Source organism: Streptomyces sp. NPDC058289 (genome assembly GCF_042880975.1).
Classification (GTDB): domain Bacteria; phylum Actinomycetota; class Actinomycetes; order Streptomycetales; family Streptomycetaceae; genus Streptomyces; species Streptomyces stoeckheimensis.
The window spans coordinates 34,191-48,296 of the sequence record NZ_JBHVYI010000013.1; the positions used below are offsets into that span (position 1 = coordinate 34,191).

The 14,106-nt window shown below is 72.6% G+C and carries 15 protein-coding genes; 11 read left to right on the plus strand and 4 right to left on the minus strand.

The genetic code is table 11. The annotated features are described in order from the left end of the window. Window positions 1–129: 129 nt before the first annotated feature. The 4 genes from ACFVX6_RS09190 to ACFVX6_RS09205 all read left to right on the plus strand — a co-directional run bounded on the left by ACFVX6_RS09190 (window position 130) and on the right by ACFVX6_RS09205 (window position 2,890). The gene (locus tag ACFVX6_RS09190; RefSeq protein WP_250742110.1) at window positions 130–525 is read left to right on the plus strand and encodes a cell division protein SepF; all 396 of its coding nucleotides are present in this window, start codon (window positions 130–132) and stop codon (window positions 523–525) included. A gap of 67 nt (window positions 526–592) precedes the next feature. After that, a complete protein-coding gene (locus ACFVX6_RS09195) occupies window positions 593–1,891 on the plus strand; it encodes an ATP-binding protein (RefSeq protein WP_389689510.1) in 1,299 nt (432 codons plus the stop codon). Beyond that, on the plus strand, window positions 1,888–2,280 hold the full coding sequence (locus tag ACFVX6_RS09200) for a nucleotide pyrophosphohydrolase (protein ID WP_389689512.1): 393 nt from the start codon (window positions 1,888–1,890) through the stop codon (window positions 2,278–2,280). Before ACFVX6_RS09195 ends, ACFVX6_RS09200 begins: the two co-directional genes overlap by 4 nt. Window positions 2,281–2,404: 124 nt before the next feature. Further along, window positions 2,405–2,890 (plus strand): DUF6099 family protein, encoded by a 486-nt coding sequence (locus ACFVX6_RS09205; RefSeq protein WP_389689514.1) that lies wholly within the window; start codon window positions 2,405–2,407, stop codon window positions 2,888–2,890. A 201-nt stretch (window positions 2,891–3,091) separates the two neighbouring features. On the opposite strand, the gene ACFVX6_RS09210 is transcribed toward ACFVX6_RS09205, so the two are convergent. Then, on the minus strand, window positions 3,092–3,379 hold the full coding sequence (locus tag ACFVX6_RS09210; protein WP_389689641.1) for a hypothetical protein: 288 nt from the start codon (window positions 3,377–3,379) through the stop codon (window positions 3,092–3,094). Between the two features lie 200 nt (window positions 3,380–3,579). On the opposite strand from ACFVX6_RS09210, the gene ACFVX6_RS09215 reads away from it, so the two are divergent. After that, window positions 3,580–4,503 (plus strand): LLM class F420-dependent oxidoreductase, encoded by a 924-nt coding sequence (locus tag ACFVX6_RS09215; RefSeq protein WP_389689516.1) that lies wholly within the window; start codon window positions 3,580–3,582, stop codon window positions 4,501–4,503. Window positions 4,504–4,516: 13 nt separating this feature from the next. Next, on the plus strand, window positions 4,517–5,428 hold the full coding sequence (mmuM, locus tag ACFVX6_RS09220; RefSeq protein ID WP_389689518.1) for a homocysteine S-methyltransferase: 912 nt from the start codon (window positions 4,517–4,519) through the stop codon (window positions 5,426–5,428). On the opposite strand, the gene ACFVX6_RS09225 is transcribed toward mmuM, so the two are convergent. Continuing rightward, a complete protein-coding gene (locus ACFVX6_RS09225; RefSeq protein WP_389689520.1) occupies window positions 5,415–5,837 on the minus strand; it encodes a hypothetical protein in 423 nt (140 codons plus the stop codon). The genes mmuM and ACFVX6_RS09225 overlap by 14 nt on opposite strands. 197 nt (window positions 5,838–6,034) lie before the next feature. Further along, a complete protein-coding gene (locus tag ACFVX6_RS09230) occupies window positions 6,035–6,280 on the minus strand; it encodes a hypothetical protein (RefSeq protein WP_389689522.1) in 246 nt (81 codons plus the stop codon). A 68-nt stretch (window positions 6,281–6,348) separates the two neighbouring features. Here ACFVX6_RS09230 and ACFVX6_RS09235 point away from each other — a divergent pair, with 68 nt between their 5' ends. The 5 genes from ACFVX6_RS09235 (at window position 6,349) to argF (ending at window position 13,584) form a co-directional block, all read left to right on the plus strand. Further along, window positions 6,349–7,848, plus strand: a complete 1,500-nt coding sequence (locus ACFVX6_RS09235) for a 3' terminal RNA ribose 2'-O-methyltransferase Hen1 (RefSeq protein WP_389689524.1) — start codon at window positions 6,349–6,351, stop codon at window positions 7,846–7,848. Next, window positions 7,845–10,430 carry a polynucleotide kinase-phosphatase gene (locus ACFVX6_RS09240; RefSeq protein WP_389689526.1) on the plus strand — a complete coding sequence of 862 codons (2,586 nt, stop codon included), beginning with the start codon at window positions 7,845–7,847 and terminating at the stop codon, window positions 10,428–10,430. The genes ACFVX6_RS09235 and ACFVX6_RS09240 overlap by 4 nt, the downstream gene beginning before the upstream one ends. Before the next feature lie 179 nt (window positions 10,431–10,609). Beyond that, window positions 10,610–11,107, plus strand: coding sequence for a hypothetical protein (locus ACFVX6_RS09245; protein ID WP_389689528.1), 498 nt, complete (start codon window positions 10,610–10,612; stop codon window positions 11,105–11,107). A 95-nt stretch (window positions 11,108–11,202) separates the two neighbouring features. Beyond that, window positions 11,203–12,432: an arginine deiminase gene (locus ACFVX6_RS09250; RefSeq protein ID WP_389689530.1), complete on the plus strand. Its 1,230-nt coding sequence runs from the start codon at window positions 11,203–11,205 to the stop codon at window positions 12,430–12,432. Between the two features lie 141 nt (window positions 12,433–12,573). After that, on the plus strand, window positions 12,574–13,584 hold the full coding sequence (gene argF / locus ACFVX6_RS09255) for an ornithine carbamoyltransferase (RefSeq protein WP_389689532.1): 1,011 nt from the start codon (window positions 12,574–12,576) through the stop codon (window positions 13,582–13,584). A gap of 37 nt (window positions 13,585–13,621) precedes the next feature. On the opposite strand, the gene ACFVX6_RS09260 is transcribed toward argF, so the two are convergent. Beyond that, complete coding sequence (locus ACFVX6_RS09260) at window positions 13,622–14,041, minus strand: ATP-binding protein (protein ID WP_389689534.1); 420 nt, start codon at window positions 14,039–14,041, stop codon at window positions 13,622–13,624. Between the last annotated feature and the right edge of the window lie 65 nt (window positions 14,042–14,106).

The following is a 14,106-nucleotide window of genomic DNA, read 5'->3' on the forward strand; positions in this document are numbered from 1 at the left end:
CCTAACCTATCGGGTGGGTGAGGGGTAGTCGGAGGGGCTTCTCGGCTGCCTCGTGTCGGTGTTGGGCTGAACGGGTGAAACGCGAGAGGATGGGGGGATGCACATGAAGCGCAAGGCCGAGGCGGCCTGGTGAGCAGGTACGACGTCACCGACGAACAGTGGGAGGGGCTCGCGCAGGTGGTCCCCCTGCGGAGTCGCAACGAGTGGCCCTCCCGGGTGGATCACCGCACGATCCCCACGGTTCCGGGGGCGTCCGCGGCGGAGCAGCGGCGCTTCGTGGTGATCCGGGTCCAGGTCTTCGCGGACGCGCGGGAGGTGGCGGAGTACCTGATCGCGCAGATCCCGGTACTCCTGGACCTCACGGGCGCGGACGGCGAAGTCGCCAAGCGGATCCTGGACTTCAGCAGTGGCGTGGTCTTCGGCCTGGGCAGCGGGATGCACCGGGTCGACCGCAACGTCTTCCTGCTGGCGCCCGTCGGGACCGAGGTGGAGGGGATCGCGGCCGCGGCCGTCCCCCGATCGTAGGAAGGTCCCGCGGGCGGAACGGTTCGCCGGACCCACGGGGGGTCCGGCGGCCCGTACCGTCCCGCGCATGACCTCGCCCCTCACCGCCCCGACGGCCCCTTCCACGGCCACCGCCACGCCTTCCGCCGCACTGACCGGGCCTGCCGCCTCCGCGGCTTCGGCCGGGCCTGCCGGTCCGGGGTTAGCCGTGGCCCAGGTTCCGGCCCAGGCTTCGGCCCCCGTCCCGCCCGCCGCAGGAGCCCCGTATCTGCGGCCGGCCGTCACCGAGTTGCGGCTCTCCGCCTACGGGGCGCACCGCGGGGCCCGGTTCGCGCTCGGTCCCGTCACCCTCTTCGCCGGGCCGAGCGGGAGCGGCAAGTCCCAGGTGCTGGAGGCCTACGGGGCGCTGGCCGCGCTGGGCGCCGGGGCCACCCTGGACGAGGTGTTTCCCGACCCGCGGGCCCGGATCCCCGACCGGGCGGTGCCCGACGCCGAGCGGCGCCGGGGGTTCCGGATCGGCTGTACGGTCGACGGCCCCGCCGGGCCGGTCCGGCTCGACCTCGCCGTCCAGGCGGAGCCCGCGCTGCGGATCGTCGGCGAACGGCTCTCGGTGGACGGGCAGGTCCTCCTCGCCACCGCACTGCGCGACCCCGGGCGACGGTCCGTCCAGGCGGCCTGGCTGACCGGCGGAGCCACCGGGGTCACCCGGGCCCCGCTGCCCGACGACCGGCTCGGGACCGCGCTGCTCCCGCTGCGCGTGGCCGGGGCCACCGAGGGGCAGCGGCAGGTGCTGGCCGCCGCCGAACAAGTGGTGGTCGCACTGCGCTCGGTGTTCCCCTGCGATCCCCGCCCGGAGCGGATGCGGGAGCCCGTCGCGCCGGGGGAGGGGCGGCTGCTGGGCGACTGCGCCAATCTGGCCGACGTGCTGCGTCGGACCCGCCTGGAGTGCGGCACCCGGTACGGGCTGCTGACCGGGGCCGCCCGTACCGGCTGCGCGGGGTGGGTGGCCGGACTGGACGTACGGGCTCCCGAGGGCGGCCCGGTCACCGGCCTGCTGGACCGGGGCCCGTCGAGGCCCGCCACCGAACTGGCCCGGCTGGGCGCGGGCGAGCTGCGCTTCCTCGCCCTCGCGCTGGTGCTGCTGACCGGGCCGGGGGTCCTGGACGTGGACCCGGCGGCCGAACTGCCCTCCGCACGGCAGACGCTGGCGGTGCTCGCAGACGGCTTCGACCGGGACCTGGACGGCCGGCAGACCGCCGAACTGCTGCGGCTGGCCGTACTGGCGTGCGGGCGCGGGCAGGTCAGGCTGGCGGCAGCGGCGGGCGAGGCCTGCGCGACGGCCGCCCGGGGGGTCGCGGGGGTCTCGGTGGTAGACCTGGGTGCATGAGCGAAGAGCGTGGAGTGACCGGGGAAGAGAAGGGAGCCGGCGAGCGGATCGACCGGCTCCAGCGGCGGCTGGCCGAGTTCGCGGCGGCGCGCGGGTGGGAGCCCTTCCACACGCCCAAGAACCTGGCGGTCGCGCTGAGCGTCGAGGCGGCCGAACTGGTGGAGATCTTCCAGTGGCTGACGCCCGAACAGTCCGCCAAGGTCATGGAGAAGCCGGACACCGCGCACAGAGTGGCCGATGAGGTGGCGGACGTACTCGCCTACCTGCTGCAGTTCTGTGAGGTTCTCGGGGTCGATGTGCTGGATGCGCTCGCCGCGAAGATCGACCGGAACGAGCTGAGGTTCCCCGTCCCGGGTACTCCGGGGGCAGACCGTCACTCTTCGGAGTGATGGCGATATCCACAACCATCTTCGGTGTCCACAATTTCCGAATACCCCTGGCTTTACCGGCCCGTTGCCCTCACTCTGGGTAGTGGAGAGAACGGCGAGATGTCGTGCGGACGGGGGACGGCATATGGACGCGGTACGGCTCATCGCAGCCGGCCGGCACGCGCTGGCGCAGAGCGGGGCTGCTTGGGACATCGTGGGCGAGGCCTGGCAGGCACAGGCCCTCGCGCAGGGCATTGGGAGCTGGCTGGCGGTCACCGGGCCGCCGGAGCTGAGAGCGGAGTCACGGGGGCTGGGTGAAGCGGGGGGCAGAGGCTGCGGGGTGCTCGACCGGGCGGCTCTGCGCGGAGAGGGCTATGCGCCCGATCTCCCGCCCAGAGCTGCGCAGTTGACCGAGGTGACGGACGCCCGGCAGGCGTTGCTCGGGCTCCAGGCGCTGCTCGGCGAAGTGGGCATAGCGCTGGTCGGGGTGGCCTGTGGGACGGACGACGAGGGTCTGTACTGGCAGTGCATAGAGTCGATAGACGCGGCCGACGAGTCGAGCGACCGGGTCCGGGCGATCCTGCGACGGATGGCCGTGCGCGAGCGGGGATCCGCCTCCGGGGTGGCCTGAGCCAGGGTGGCCCGAGGCGGCGTGGCCTGAGCCGGGGTGGCCCGAGGCGGGGTGCCTGAGCCAGGGTGGCCCGGGGCGGCGTGCCTGAGCCGGGGTGGCCTGAGCTGTCGTGGCCTGAGCCGGCATGGCCCGAGCAGGGGGTGCTTCGGTGTCCGGGGGTGCTTCGGTGGGGTCCCGCCGCGCGCGACGGGACCCGGGTGGTCAGGAGGGCCGGTAGGACGGGCGGTCTCCGGTCTCCGGGGTGCGGGCGCCCTGGTGCAGCGCAGTGCCGGGGCTGCGGTCGGTGGAGGACTGGAGGTCGGCGTCGAGCTGCGAGAGGTCGGCGTTCAGCGCCGCCATCAGCTCTTCCATCTGCTGCAGCAGGCCCTTCGGCGCGCCGCCCTGGGCGGGTACCGCGGACTCCTGGCGTGCGGGGTCGTGCGCTGCCTGTCCGGTCTGGCAGTCCTGACGGGATTGCCGGAGGGTCTCCGGCGCGGACTCCTGGGACATGGCGGCCTCCTCGGCCCTGGCCCTTCCGGGGCGGAAGGGGGCGGTGGACGCACCGGCGAAGGCCGCCGGCGCGCGGGCCGGGCGGTCCGGCTCCGTCCGAGCCAACGATCCCCATCCGGGCTGGTCACTGGCGCGGGCGGCGGCGACCGCCCGGTTGACGCAGATTCACCCGGCCGGGGCCGAAGGGGCAGGATGGAGACATGGATCTCCGTATCTTCACCGAGCCCCAGCAGGGCGCGAGCTACGACACCCTCCTGAGCGTCGCCAAGGCCACCGAGGACCTCGGCTTCGATGCCTTCTTCCGCTCGGACCACTACCTCCGCATGGGTGCGGCCGACGGTCTGCCCGGTCCCACGGACGCCTGGATCACCCTGGCCGGCCTGGCCCGCGAGACCAAGCGGATCCGGCTGGGCACCCTGATGACGGCGGGCACCTTCCGGCTCCCCGGCGTGCTCGCCATCCAGGTCGCGCAGGTCGACCAGATGTCGGGCGGCCGGATCGAACTCGGCTTGGGTGCAGGCTGGTTCGAGGAGGAGCACAAGGCGTACGGCATTCCCTTCCCGGCCGAACGCCTCGCCCGGCTGGAAGAGCAGCTGGAGATCATCACCGGCCTGTGGGCCACCGAGCCCGGCGCCACCTTCGACTACGCGGGCGTCCACTACCAGGTGGAGAACTCCCCGGCGCTGCCCAAGCCGGCCCAGGACAAGATCCCCGTCCTGATCGGCGGCCACGGCGCGAAGCGCACCCCGCGCCTCGCCGCCCGGTACGCGGACGAGTTCAACATGCCCTTCGCCTCGATCGCGGACAGCGAGCGGCAGTTCGGCCGGGTCCGCACGGCGGTCGAGCAGGCGGGCCGCAAGCCCGGCGACCTCGTCTACTCCAACGCGCTCGTCGTGTGCGTGGGCAAGGACGACGCCGAGGTGGCCCGGCGGGCCGCCGCCATCGGCCGGGACGTGGCGGAGCTCAAGGCCAACGGCCTGGCCGGCTCCCCGGCCGAGGTGGTGGACCGGATCGGAGCCTACGAGGCGGTCGGCTCCTCCCGTCTCTACCTCCAGCTGCTCGACCTCGGCGATCTGGACCACCTGGAGCTGATCTCCTCCAGGGTCCAGTCCCAGCTCGGCTGACGGGGCGGCCACCGTGCCCCGCGCATCCCGGCCGCTCGCCGAGGCCCTGGCCGGCCCCGGCGAGCGGACCGTGCTCCTGGACGGCGGGCTGAGCAACCAGCTCGCCGACCAGGGCTGCGACCTGTCCGGCGGCCTGTGGACGGGCCGGGTCCTCACCGAGCGGCCGGAGCAGGTGACGGCCGCCCACACCGCCTACGCGCGGGCCGGCGCCGAGGTGCTGATCACCGCGAGCTACCAGGTGGGGTACGCCGCCTTCGCCCGGCGCGGCTACGGCCCGGAGCGCACCACGGCCCTGCTGCGGCGCAGCGTGCGGCTGGCCGACGCGGCGGCCCGGGCCGCGGAGCGCGGGGTGTGGGTCGTCGCGTCCGTGGGCCCGTACGGGGCGGTGCTGGCGGACGGCTCCGAGTACCGGGGCCGGTACGGCCTGAGCGTGCGGGAGCTGGCCGACTTCCACCGGCCCCGGATCGCGGCGCTGCTGGCCGAGGGCCCCGACGTCCTGGCCCTGGAGACCGTTCCGGACGCCATCGAGGCCGAAGCCCTGCTCACGGTGCTCGGGGAGAGCGGAGCCCGCGCCTGGCTGAGCTACACGGTGGCGGACGGCCGCACCCGGGCCGGGCAGCCCCTGCCCGAGGCCTTCGCCCTTGCCGCCGGGTCCCCGCAGGTCATCGCCGTCGGCGTGAACTGCTGCGACCCGGCGGAGGTCCTGCCCGCCCTCGAAGCGGCCGCCACCGTCACCTCGAAACCGCTGCTGGCCTACCCCAACGACGGCTCGGTCTGGGAGGCCGAGACCCAGACCTGGCGGGCCCCGGCCACCCCCGCCCCCTGGCCCACGACCGCCTGGCGGCGTACTGGAGCCCGCCTCATCGGCGGCTGCTGCCGCATCGGTCCCGACCGCATCGCGGAACTGGCCGCTACGCTCCGCTGAGGTCCCAGCGCACGCCCGGCGATCCGCCGCCCGAGGCCACGAGCGCGCCCATTTCCGCTTCCGCGGCGGCCAGTTCCTCCGGACGCTCCATCAGGAGCAGCTGTTCGCGGTAGTGCACCAGTGCGGTGAGGAGCAGTTGGGTCTCCTCGGGTTCCAGCGCGCACATCCGGCGCGCGGCGGCGACGGACTCGGCGCGCAGGGCAAGCGCTATCCCGGGCCGGTGGGCGAACTCCTGACGGCTGTACGCGAACAACGCGGCCGCCAGCAGCGGCAGATAGGCCAACGGACTCACCCGGACGAGGACGCGATAGGCGGCCACCCGCTCCCGGACGGGCAGGGTGCCCGATCCGAGGAGCGCCACCCGGGCTCGCAGTACGGCGTCGTGATTGATGTTCTCCGTGGGATTCATGAGGGAGATTTTGCGATCCGCGCAGGGCTCCGGACAAGGAAGATCGGCTGTGCCGTCCGTCCTACGAAAACCGCCTCTGACCTGTCATGATGGAGACGTCATCACCCTGGGGACCCGCTACGGGACCTCGAGCGGGACCTCATGGGGGACCCGATGCGGAGGGCGGCGCGGGCCCGGCAAGATCCGAAAGAGTCGGCCTAGTCCTCGCCCATCACCGCCTCGCAGCCGGGGCACACCGCGTCGGCGTATTCCGGCGGGCACCAGGCGTCCGGATGGTCGGCCGGCTTCCAGTCGGCCGTTTCCATGGCGAAGGTGTCCTTGCCGCACATGGTCCGCGGGCCGCGCTCGGAGCCGCCTCCCGGGGTGGTGGGCGCGGCGTGCACCCGGTGGACGGACCCCGCCACCGGGTGGTCGAGCTCGTACACAACAACGATGCCGCTCATGCTTCGACGGTAGGCGCCGCCGGAAAATGGGGCGCGGGCAACACCGCTGACCAGCAACAATCGCTCGCATGTTCCTGACGATCTCCACGACCGGCACGGCCGAGCGCCCCGCCACCGACCTGGGCTTCCTGCTGCACAAGCACCCCGGGAAGGCGCAGGCGTTCTCCACCTCCCACGGCACCGCCCACGTCTTCTACCCCGAAGCCACGGACGAGCGGTGCACGGCGGGCCTGCTGCTGGAGGTGGATCCCGTCGCGCTCGTGCGGCGCGGTCAGGGCAAGGGGCAGGGCGGCACGCCGGACGCCGCGCTCGCGCAGTACGTCAACGACCGCCCCTACGCCGCCTCCTCGCTGCTGGCCGTCGCCCTGAGCGGCGTGTTCCGCAACGCGCTGAAGGGGCAGTGCGCGGCCCGCCCCGAGCTGCCCGACGAGGTGCGCCCGCTGCGCATCGAGATCCCGGTACTGCCCGCCCGGGGCGGCGCCGAGCTCGTGCGCCGGCTGTTCGGCCCGCTCGGCTGGGAGTCGGTCACGGCCACCCCGGTCGCGCTCGACGAGACCTTCCCGGAATGGGGCGACTCCCGGTACGTACGCCTCGTCCTGGAGGGCGAGCTGCGGCTTTCCGATGCACTGCGCGGCCTGTACGTCCTGCTGCCCGTCCTCGACGACTCCAAGCACTACTGGATCGCCCCCGACGAGGTGGACAAGCTGCTGCGCGCCGGAGACGGCTGGCTCGCCGAACACCCGGAGAGCGGGCTGATCACCTCCCGCTACCTGGCCCGCCACAAGCGGCTGACCCAGGACGCCCTGGAGCGGCTGGAGTTGGTCCGCCTCGCCGAGGCCGACGGCAGTGAGGTGGAGGAGCTCGACAACGCGGTCGACGAGGCGAGCGACACGGAGGAGAAGCCCGTACCGCTCGCGGTGCTGCGCCGCGAGGCGATCCTCGCCGCGCTGGGAGCAGCGGGTGCGGCCCGTGTGCTCGATCTGGGCTGCGGCCAGGGCCAGTTGGTGCAGGCGCTGCTCAAGGACCCGGCGTACACCGAGATCGTCGGTGTGGACGTGTCCGTCCGGGCGTTGAACATCGCCGCGAAGCGGTTGCGGCTGGAGCGGATGGGGGAGCGGCAGAGCTCCCGCGTCCGCCTGACGCAGGGCTCGCTCGCGTACACGGACAAGCGGCTCGTGGGCTACGACGCGGCCGTGCTCAGCGAGGTCATCGAGCACCTGGACCTCGAGCGGCTGCCCGCCCTGGAGTACGCGGTGTTCGGATCGGCCCGCCCCCGCACGGTTCTCGTGACCACTCCGAACGTCGAGTACAACGTCCGCTGGGAGACCCTGCCCGCCGGGCACGTCCGGCACGGCGACCACCGCTTCGAGTGGACCCGCGAGGAGTTCCGGGCCTGGGCCGGGGACGTCGCCTCCCGGCACGGCTACTCCGTGGCGTACCTGCCCGTCGGGGACGACGACCCCGAGGTGGGGCCGCCGACCCAGATGGCCGTCTTCACCCTGACCGCCCCGAACACCAGCACCGCCACCACCGGCACCGACACCCCGAAGGAGGGCGAGGCAGCATGACCCCCGACACCCCCGACACCACGGCCGCAGGCGATGCGACCACCGACCGCAAGCGCGTACTTCCCGTCACCGACCTGTCCCTCGTCGTCCTGATCGGCGCCACCGGTTCGGGCAAGTCCACCTTCGCCCGCAGGCACTTCAAGCCCACCGAGGTCATCTCCTCCGACTACTGCCGGGGCCTGGTCGCCGACGACGAGAACGACCAGAGCGCCAGCAAGGACGCCTTCGAGGTCCTGCACTACATCGCGGGCAAGCGACTCGCCGCCGGCCGCCTCACCGTGGTCGACGCCACCAGCGTCCAGGCCGAGTCCCGCCGGCAGCTGGTCCAGCTCGCCCGCGAGTACGACGTCCTGCCCATCGCGATCGTCCTCGACCTGCCCGAAGAGGTCTGCGCGGAGCGCAACGCGGCCCGCCCCGAGCGGGCCGGACTGCCGCGCGCCGTCATCCAGCGCCACCGCCGCGACCTGCGGCGTTCGCTGCGCGGCCTGGAGCGCGAGGGCTTCCGCAAGGTGCACGTGCTGCGCACGCCCGAGGAGGTCGAGTCGGCCGAGGTGGTCCTGGAGAAGCGCTTCAACGACCTCACCCACCTCACCGGCCCCTTCGACATCATCGGAGACATCCACGGCTGTGCCTCCGAGCTGGAAACCCTGCTCGCCAAGCTCGGCTACGAGGACGGCGCCCACCCCGAGGGCCGCACCGCGGTGTTCGTCGGCGACCTCGTCGACCGCGGCCCGGACAGTCCCGGCGTGCTGCGTCGGGTGATGGGCATGGTCGGCTCCGGCAACGCCCTGTGCGTGCCCGGGAACCACGAGAACAAGCTCGCCCGTCACCTCAAGGGATCCAAGGTCCAGCGGACCCACGGCCTCGCCGAGACGATCGAGCAGCTCGAAGGGGAGCCGGCGGAGTTCGTCCAGGAGGTCCGCACCTTCATCCAGGGCCTGGTCAGCCACTACGTCCTCGACGGCGGCAAGCTCGTGGTCTGTCACGCCGGGCTGCCCGAGAAGTACCACGGCCGTACCTCCGGCCGGGTGCGCTCGCACGCCCTGTACGGGGAGACCACGGGGGAGACCGACGAGTTCGGGCTGCCCGTGCGCTACCCGTGGGCCGAGGACTACCGGGGCAAGGCCGTCGTGGTCTACGGCCACACCCCGGTCCCGAACACCGCCTGGATCAACAACACCATCTGCCTCGACACCGGAGCCGTCTTCGGCGGGAAGATGACCGCCCTGCGCTGGCCCGAGCGCGAGCTGGTCGACGTACCGGCCGAGAAGGTCTGGTACGAGCCGGTCAAGCCGCTCGTCACCGAGGCGCCGGGCGGGCACGACGGCCGCCCGCTCGACCTGGCCGACGTCCAGGGCCGCCGGATCGTCGAGACCCGGCACCTGGGCAACGTCAACGTCCGCGAGGAGAACGCGGCCGCCGCGCTGGAGGTGATGAGCCGCTTCGCCGTGGACCCGCGCCTGGTCCCGTACCTCCCGCCGACCATGGCGCCGACCGCCACCTCCTCGGAGGAGGGGTACCTGGAGCACCCCGCCGAGGCCTTCGCGCAGTACCGCAAGGACGGCATCGCCCAGGTCGTCTGCGAGGAGAAGCACATGGGCTCCCGCGCCACCGTGCTGCTCTGCAAGGACGCCGGCGCGGCCCGCGAGCGGTTCGGTGTCGACGGTCCCACCGGGTCCGTGTACACCCGCACCGGACGGCCCTTCTTCAAGGACCCCGAGGTCACCGAGGAGGTCCTCGGCCGGCTCCGCGCGGCGGTCACCGACGCCGGGCTGTGGGAGGAGCTCGACACGGACTGGCTGCTCGTCGACGGCGAACTGCTGCCCTGGTCGCTGAAGTCCGCCGGCCTGCTGCGCAACCAGTACGCCGCCGTGGGCGCGGCCTCCGGAGCCGTCTTCCCGGACGCCGTCGCCGCCCTGGAGGCGGCCGCGGCCCGGGGCGTCGACACCGGGGAGCTCCTGGAGCGCCAGCGCGGCCGGGCCGCGGACGCGGCGAAGTTCACCGAGGCGTACCGGCGTTACTGCTGGAGCACCGACGGGCTGGACGGCGTACGGTTCGCCCCGTTCCAGTTGCTGGCGGCGGCCGGGCGCTCGCTGGCGGCCGTACCCCACGACGAGCAGCTGTTCTGGCTGGACCGGCTCGTCGCCGCCGACGAGGCCGCCGGGACCGGACTGCTGCGCCGCACCGGCCGGATCCTGGTGGACACCGCCGACGAGGCCTCGGTACGGGCGGGCACCGACTGGTGGCTGGAGCTGACGGCCGCCGGCGGCGAGGGCATGGTCGTCAAACCGCTCCAGGCGTACGCCAAGGACGGCAAGGGCCGGCTCGTGCAGCCGGGGGTGAAGGTGCGCGGACGCGAGTACCTGCGGATCATCTACGGTCCCGAGTACACGCGTCCGGACCACCTGGAGCGGCTGCGCGGGCGCCACCTCGGGCACAAGCGCTCGCTCGCCCTGCGCGAGTACGCGCTCGGCCTGGAGGCCGTGGACCGGCTGGCTGCCGGGGAGCCGCTGTGGCGGGTCCACGAGGCGGTCTTCGCCGTCCTCGCGCTGGAGTCGGAGCCGGTGGACCCGCGGCTCTGACGCGTCGGCCCCGGTGCCGCAGGCGCGTCGAGGCGTCAAGGAAGGACCCCCGTACGGCCGCTCATTAGGTCGTATGGGGGAACTTTCGCGGAGAACTCCGGGAAAACCACCGGCGGGATCGTTCATCCAGGGCAGCGGAATGTCCGCGACCCTGGAAGGACGGAACGTCACCTATGAAGATGACCGCGCGCGGAAGCATTGCGGCACTCATGACCTGTATGGCCGCGGCAGGCGCGGCCACCCCGGCCATGGCCGACGCGGTGCCGGTGGGAGTCCCCCTGGACGCGGTGCGGACCACGCTCGGCGTGGACGTGCCGCACCTGGCCACCGGAGTGCCGGTGCCGGTGGCCGGAGCGCCCGAGGCGCCCCGGTTCCACAAGGGCGACATGCTCCCGACCCCGCTGCTGCCGGCGGTGCCGATCGGCACCGAGCTCGGGAACACCCTGCTCACCTCCCCGGTGCCGAACCTGGCCGGAAAGCCCGAGACGGACGGCGAGGGCTCGCTCGACGCACCCGCGACCACCGTGCGCACCCGTACCCCGGGACTGCTCGTCGGCTCCCCGCTGACCATGCCCGACGGGTCCAACTACGGGCTGCCGAACGTGAAGGCCCCCGCGCTGGGCATCATCGCCCCGGAGCTCACCGGCACCCCGGAGGCCCTGCTCGGCCTGCGCTGAACCGGCGGGCCCCGGCCCGCCGCCGGATCCGGCGGTCCGAACCCGCTGAGCCGACGCCACGTCAAAAAGCCGCCCGGTCTGCGAACGTGTACGGCATGGGATTCCATGTCGATTCCGAGACCGGGCGGCTTCGCCGCGTCATCCTCCACCGGCCCGACCTGGAGCTGAAGAGGCTCACGCCGAGCAACAAGGACGCGCTGCTCTTCGACGACGTGCTGTGGGTGCGCCGGGCCCGCCAGGAGCACGACGGCTTCGCCGACGTCCTGCGCGACCGCGGCGTGGAGGTCCACCTCTTCGGTGACCTGTTGGTGGAGGCCCTGGACATCCCGGAGGCGAGACACCTCGTCCTGGACCGGGTCTTCGACGAGAAGGAGTACGGTCCGCTCGCCACCGACCACCTGCGGGCCGTCTTCGACGGACTGCCGTCGGCGGACCTGTCCGAGGCGCTGATCGGCGGGATGACCAAGCGGGAGTTCCTGGAGCGGCACGCGGAGCCGGTGTCGGTCCGCTTCCACGCCCTGGACCTCGACGACTTCCTGCTGGGGCCGCTGCCCAACCACCTCTTCACCCGCGACACCTCCGCCTGGATCTACGACGGGGTGTCCATCAACGCGATGCGCTGGCCGGCCCGGCAGCGCGAGACCGTGCACTTCGAGGCCATCTACAAGCACCACCCGCTCTTCACCGGCTCCGGACCCTTCCACACCTGGTCGCAGGGGCAGGCCGACTACCCCTCGACCATCGAGGGCGGCGACGTCCTGGTCATCGGCAACGGCGCCGTGCTGATCGGGATGAGCGAGCGGACCACCCCGCAGGCGGTGGAGATGCTGGCGCGCGGGCTGTTCGCCGCCGGCTCGGCGACGACGATCGTGGCGCTCGACATGCCCAAGCGGCGTGCGTTCATGCACCTGGACACGGTGATGACGATGGTCGACGCGGATACGTTCACCCAATACGCGGGCCTGGGCATGCTGCGCTCCTACACGATCGAGCCCGGCGGCGGGCCGAGCGAGCTGAAGGTGACCGACCACCCGCCGGAGCACATGCACCGGGCCATCGCCGCCGCCCTCGGGCTGGACGCGATCCGGGTGCTCACGGCGACCCAGGACGTCCACGCCGCCGAGCGCGAGCAGTGGGACGACGGCTGCAACGTGCTGGCCGTGGAGCCGGGCGTGGTCGTCGCGTACGAGCGGAACGTCACGACCAACACCCACCTGCGCAAGCAGGGCATCGAGGTGATCGAGATCCCGGGCAGCGAGCTGGGGCGGGGGCGGGGCGGGCCGCGCTGCATGAGCTGTCCGGTGGAGCGGGACGCGGTGTCCTAGCCGGCGGGGGTGCGGGGGCGGGACAGGAAGCAGGGGCAGGTCAGGTCGGGGTCGGGTTCACACGGGAAGGCTCTGTATATCAATGCAGGCGGTCGTATAGACTTCCAGCATCCCCTGTCACCGTGACTCTGGAGCGCCCCCATGGCCACCGAACTTGTCGGCCGCAGTTTCCTCAAGGAGCTCGACTTCACCGCCGCCGAGTTCCGCGGCCTGGTCGAGCTCGCCGCCGAACTCAAGGCGGCCAAGAAGGCAGGGACCGAGCGGCGCCGCCTCCAGGGCAAGAACATCGCCCTGATCTTCGAGAAGACCTCCACGCGCACCCGCTGCGCCTTCGAGGTCGCCGCCGCCGACCAGGGCGCCCACACCACGTACCTCGATCCCTCCGGATCCCAGATGGGCCACAAGGAATCGGTCAAGGACACCGCGCGGGTGCTGGGCCGGATGTTCGACGGCATCCAGTACCGCGGTGACGCGCAGGACACGGTCGAGCAGCTCGCCGCACACGCCGGCGTGCCCGTCTTCAACGGCCTCACCGACGACTGGCACCCCACTCAGATGCTGGCCGACGTGCTCACGATGACCGAGCACTGCACCAAGCCGCTGGAGCGGATCACCTTCGCCTACCTCGGCGACGCCCGCTTCAACATGGGCAACTCCTACCTGGTGACCGGCGCGCTGCTCGGCATGGACGTACGGATCGTCGCGCCGGAGCACTACTGGCCGGCCGCGCCCGTGGTGGCCGCGGCGCGCGAGCTGGCGGCCGCCAGTGGCGCCCGGATCACGCTCACCGAGGACCTCGCGGAGGGCGTCGGACAGGCCGATTTCGTGGTGACCGACATCTGGGTGTCCATGGGGGAGCCCAAGGAGGTCTGGGACGAGCGGATCGAGGCGCTGAGCCCGTACGCCGTCACCATGGACGTGCTGCGCGCCACCGGGAACCCGGACGTGAAGTTCATGCACTGCCTGCCGGCCTTCCACGATCTCGGCACCAAGGTGTCCCGGGAGATCCACGAGCGGCACGGGCTGGAGTCGCTGGAGGTCACGGACGAGGTGTTCGAATCCAAGCACTCCGTCGTCTTCGACGAGGCCGAGAACCGGCTGCACACCATCAAGGCCGTGCTCGTCGCGACCCTCGCGGAGTCGGCCGCATAGTCATGCGTCGGGGCTGAGACGTCGGGGGCCGGGCGCCCTAGAGGGCCGGCCGGGACGGCAGGGTGAACCACACGGCCTTGCCGTGCGGGGTGGCGCGGTGCCCGCAGGCCGAGCTCAGGGTCCGGATCAGCAGCAGGCCGCGGCCGTGCTCCTGCCAGGGGTCGGGATGGGCGTCGTCCGGGCCTGGGGCGGTCAGGTCGGCGGGGAGCTGCGGATCCCCGTCGTGGACCTCGACCTGGCAGCCGTTCGCCAGCAGTTCCACGACGAGCTCGATGGGGGCGTCGCCGGGGGTGTGCTCCACGGCGTTGGCGACCAGTTCGGCGGTGAGCAGTTCGGCGGTGTCGCTGTCGGCGGGCGCCTCGATGTCGGCGAGCGCCGTACGGACGAGGGCGCGGGCGATGGGCACGGCCGCTGTCGTGTGCGGCAGGGCTATCCGCCAGGCGGAGGCATCGGGCAAGGCAGGACCGTCCGTTCCGTTTGCTCGTAGGGGCGGGGGAAATCCTGTTTTCAACGATACGAAGT

Bases quoted from the DNA above. Each gene is read 5' to 3' on its own strand.
- ACFVX6_RS09250 (WP_389689530.1), top strand. From the start codon at position 11,203: ATGGGATTCCATGTCGATTCCGAGACCGGGCGGCTTCGCCGCGTCATC.
- ACFVX6_RS09200 (WP_389689512.1), top strand. From the start codon at position 1,888: ATGAGCGAAGAGCGTGGAGTGACCGGGGAAGAGAAGGGAGCCGGCGAG.
- ACFVX6_RS09240 (WP_389689526.1), top strand. From the start codon at position 7,845: ATGACCCCCGACACCCCCGACACCACGGCCGCAGGCGATGCGACCACC.
- ACFVX6_RS09215 (WP_389689516.1), top strand. From the start codon at position 3,580: ATGGATCTCCGTATCTTCACCGAGCCCCAGCAGGGCGCGAGCTACGAC.
- ACFVX6_RS09195 (WP_389689510.1), top strand. From the start codon at position 593: ATGACCTCGCCCCTCACCGCCCCGACGGCCCCTTCCACGGCCACCGCC.
- ACFVX6_RS09225 (WP_389689520.1), bottom strand. From the start codon at position 5,837: ATGAATCCCACGGAGAACATCAATCACGACGCCGTACTGCGAGCCCGG.
- ACFVX6_RS09245 (WP_389689528.1), top strand. From the start codon at position 10,610: ATGACCGCGCGCGGAAGCATTGCGGCACTCATGACCTGTATGGCCGCG.
- ACFVX6_RS09230 (WP_389689522.1), bottom strand. From the start codon at position 6,280: ATGAGCGGCATCGTTGTTGTGTACGAGCTCGACCACCCGGTGGCGGGG.
- ACFVX6_RS09205 (WP_389689514.1), top strand. From the start codon at position 2,405: ATGGACGCGGTACGGCTCATCGCAGCCGGCCGGCACGCGCTGGCGCAG.
- argF (WP_389689532.1), top strand. From the start codon at position 12,574: ATGGCCACCGAACTTGTCGGCCGCAGTTTCCTCAAGGAGCTCGACTTC.
- ACFVX6_RS09235 (WP_389689524.1), top strand. From the start codon at position 6,349: ATGTTCCTGACGATCTCCACGACCGGCACGGCCGAGCGCCCCGCCACC.
- ACFVX6_RS09210 (WP_389689641.1), bottom strand. From the start codon at position 3,379: ATGTCCCAGGAGTCCGCGCCGGAGACCCTCCGGCAATCCCGTCAGGAC.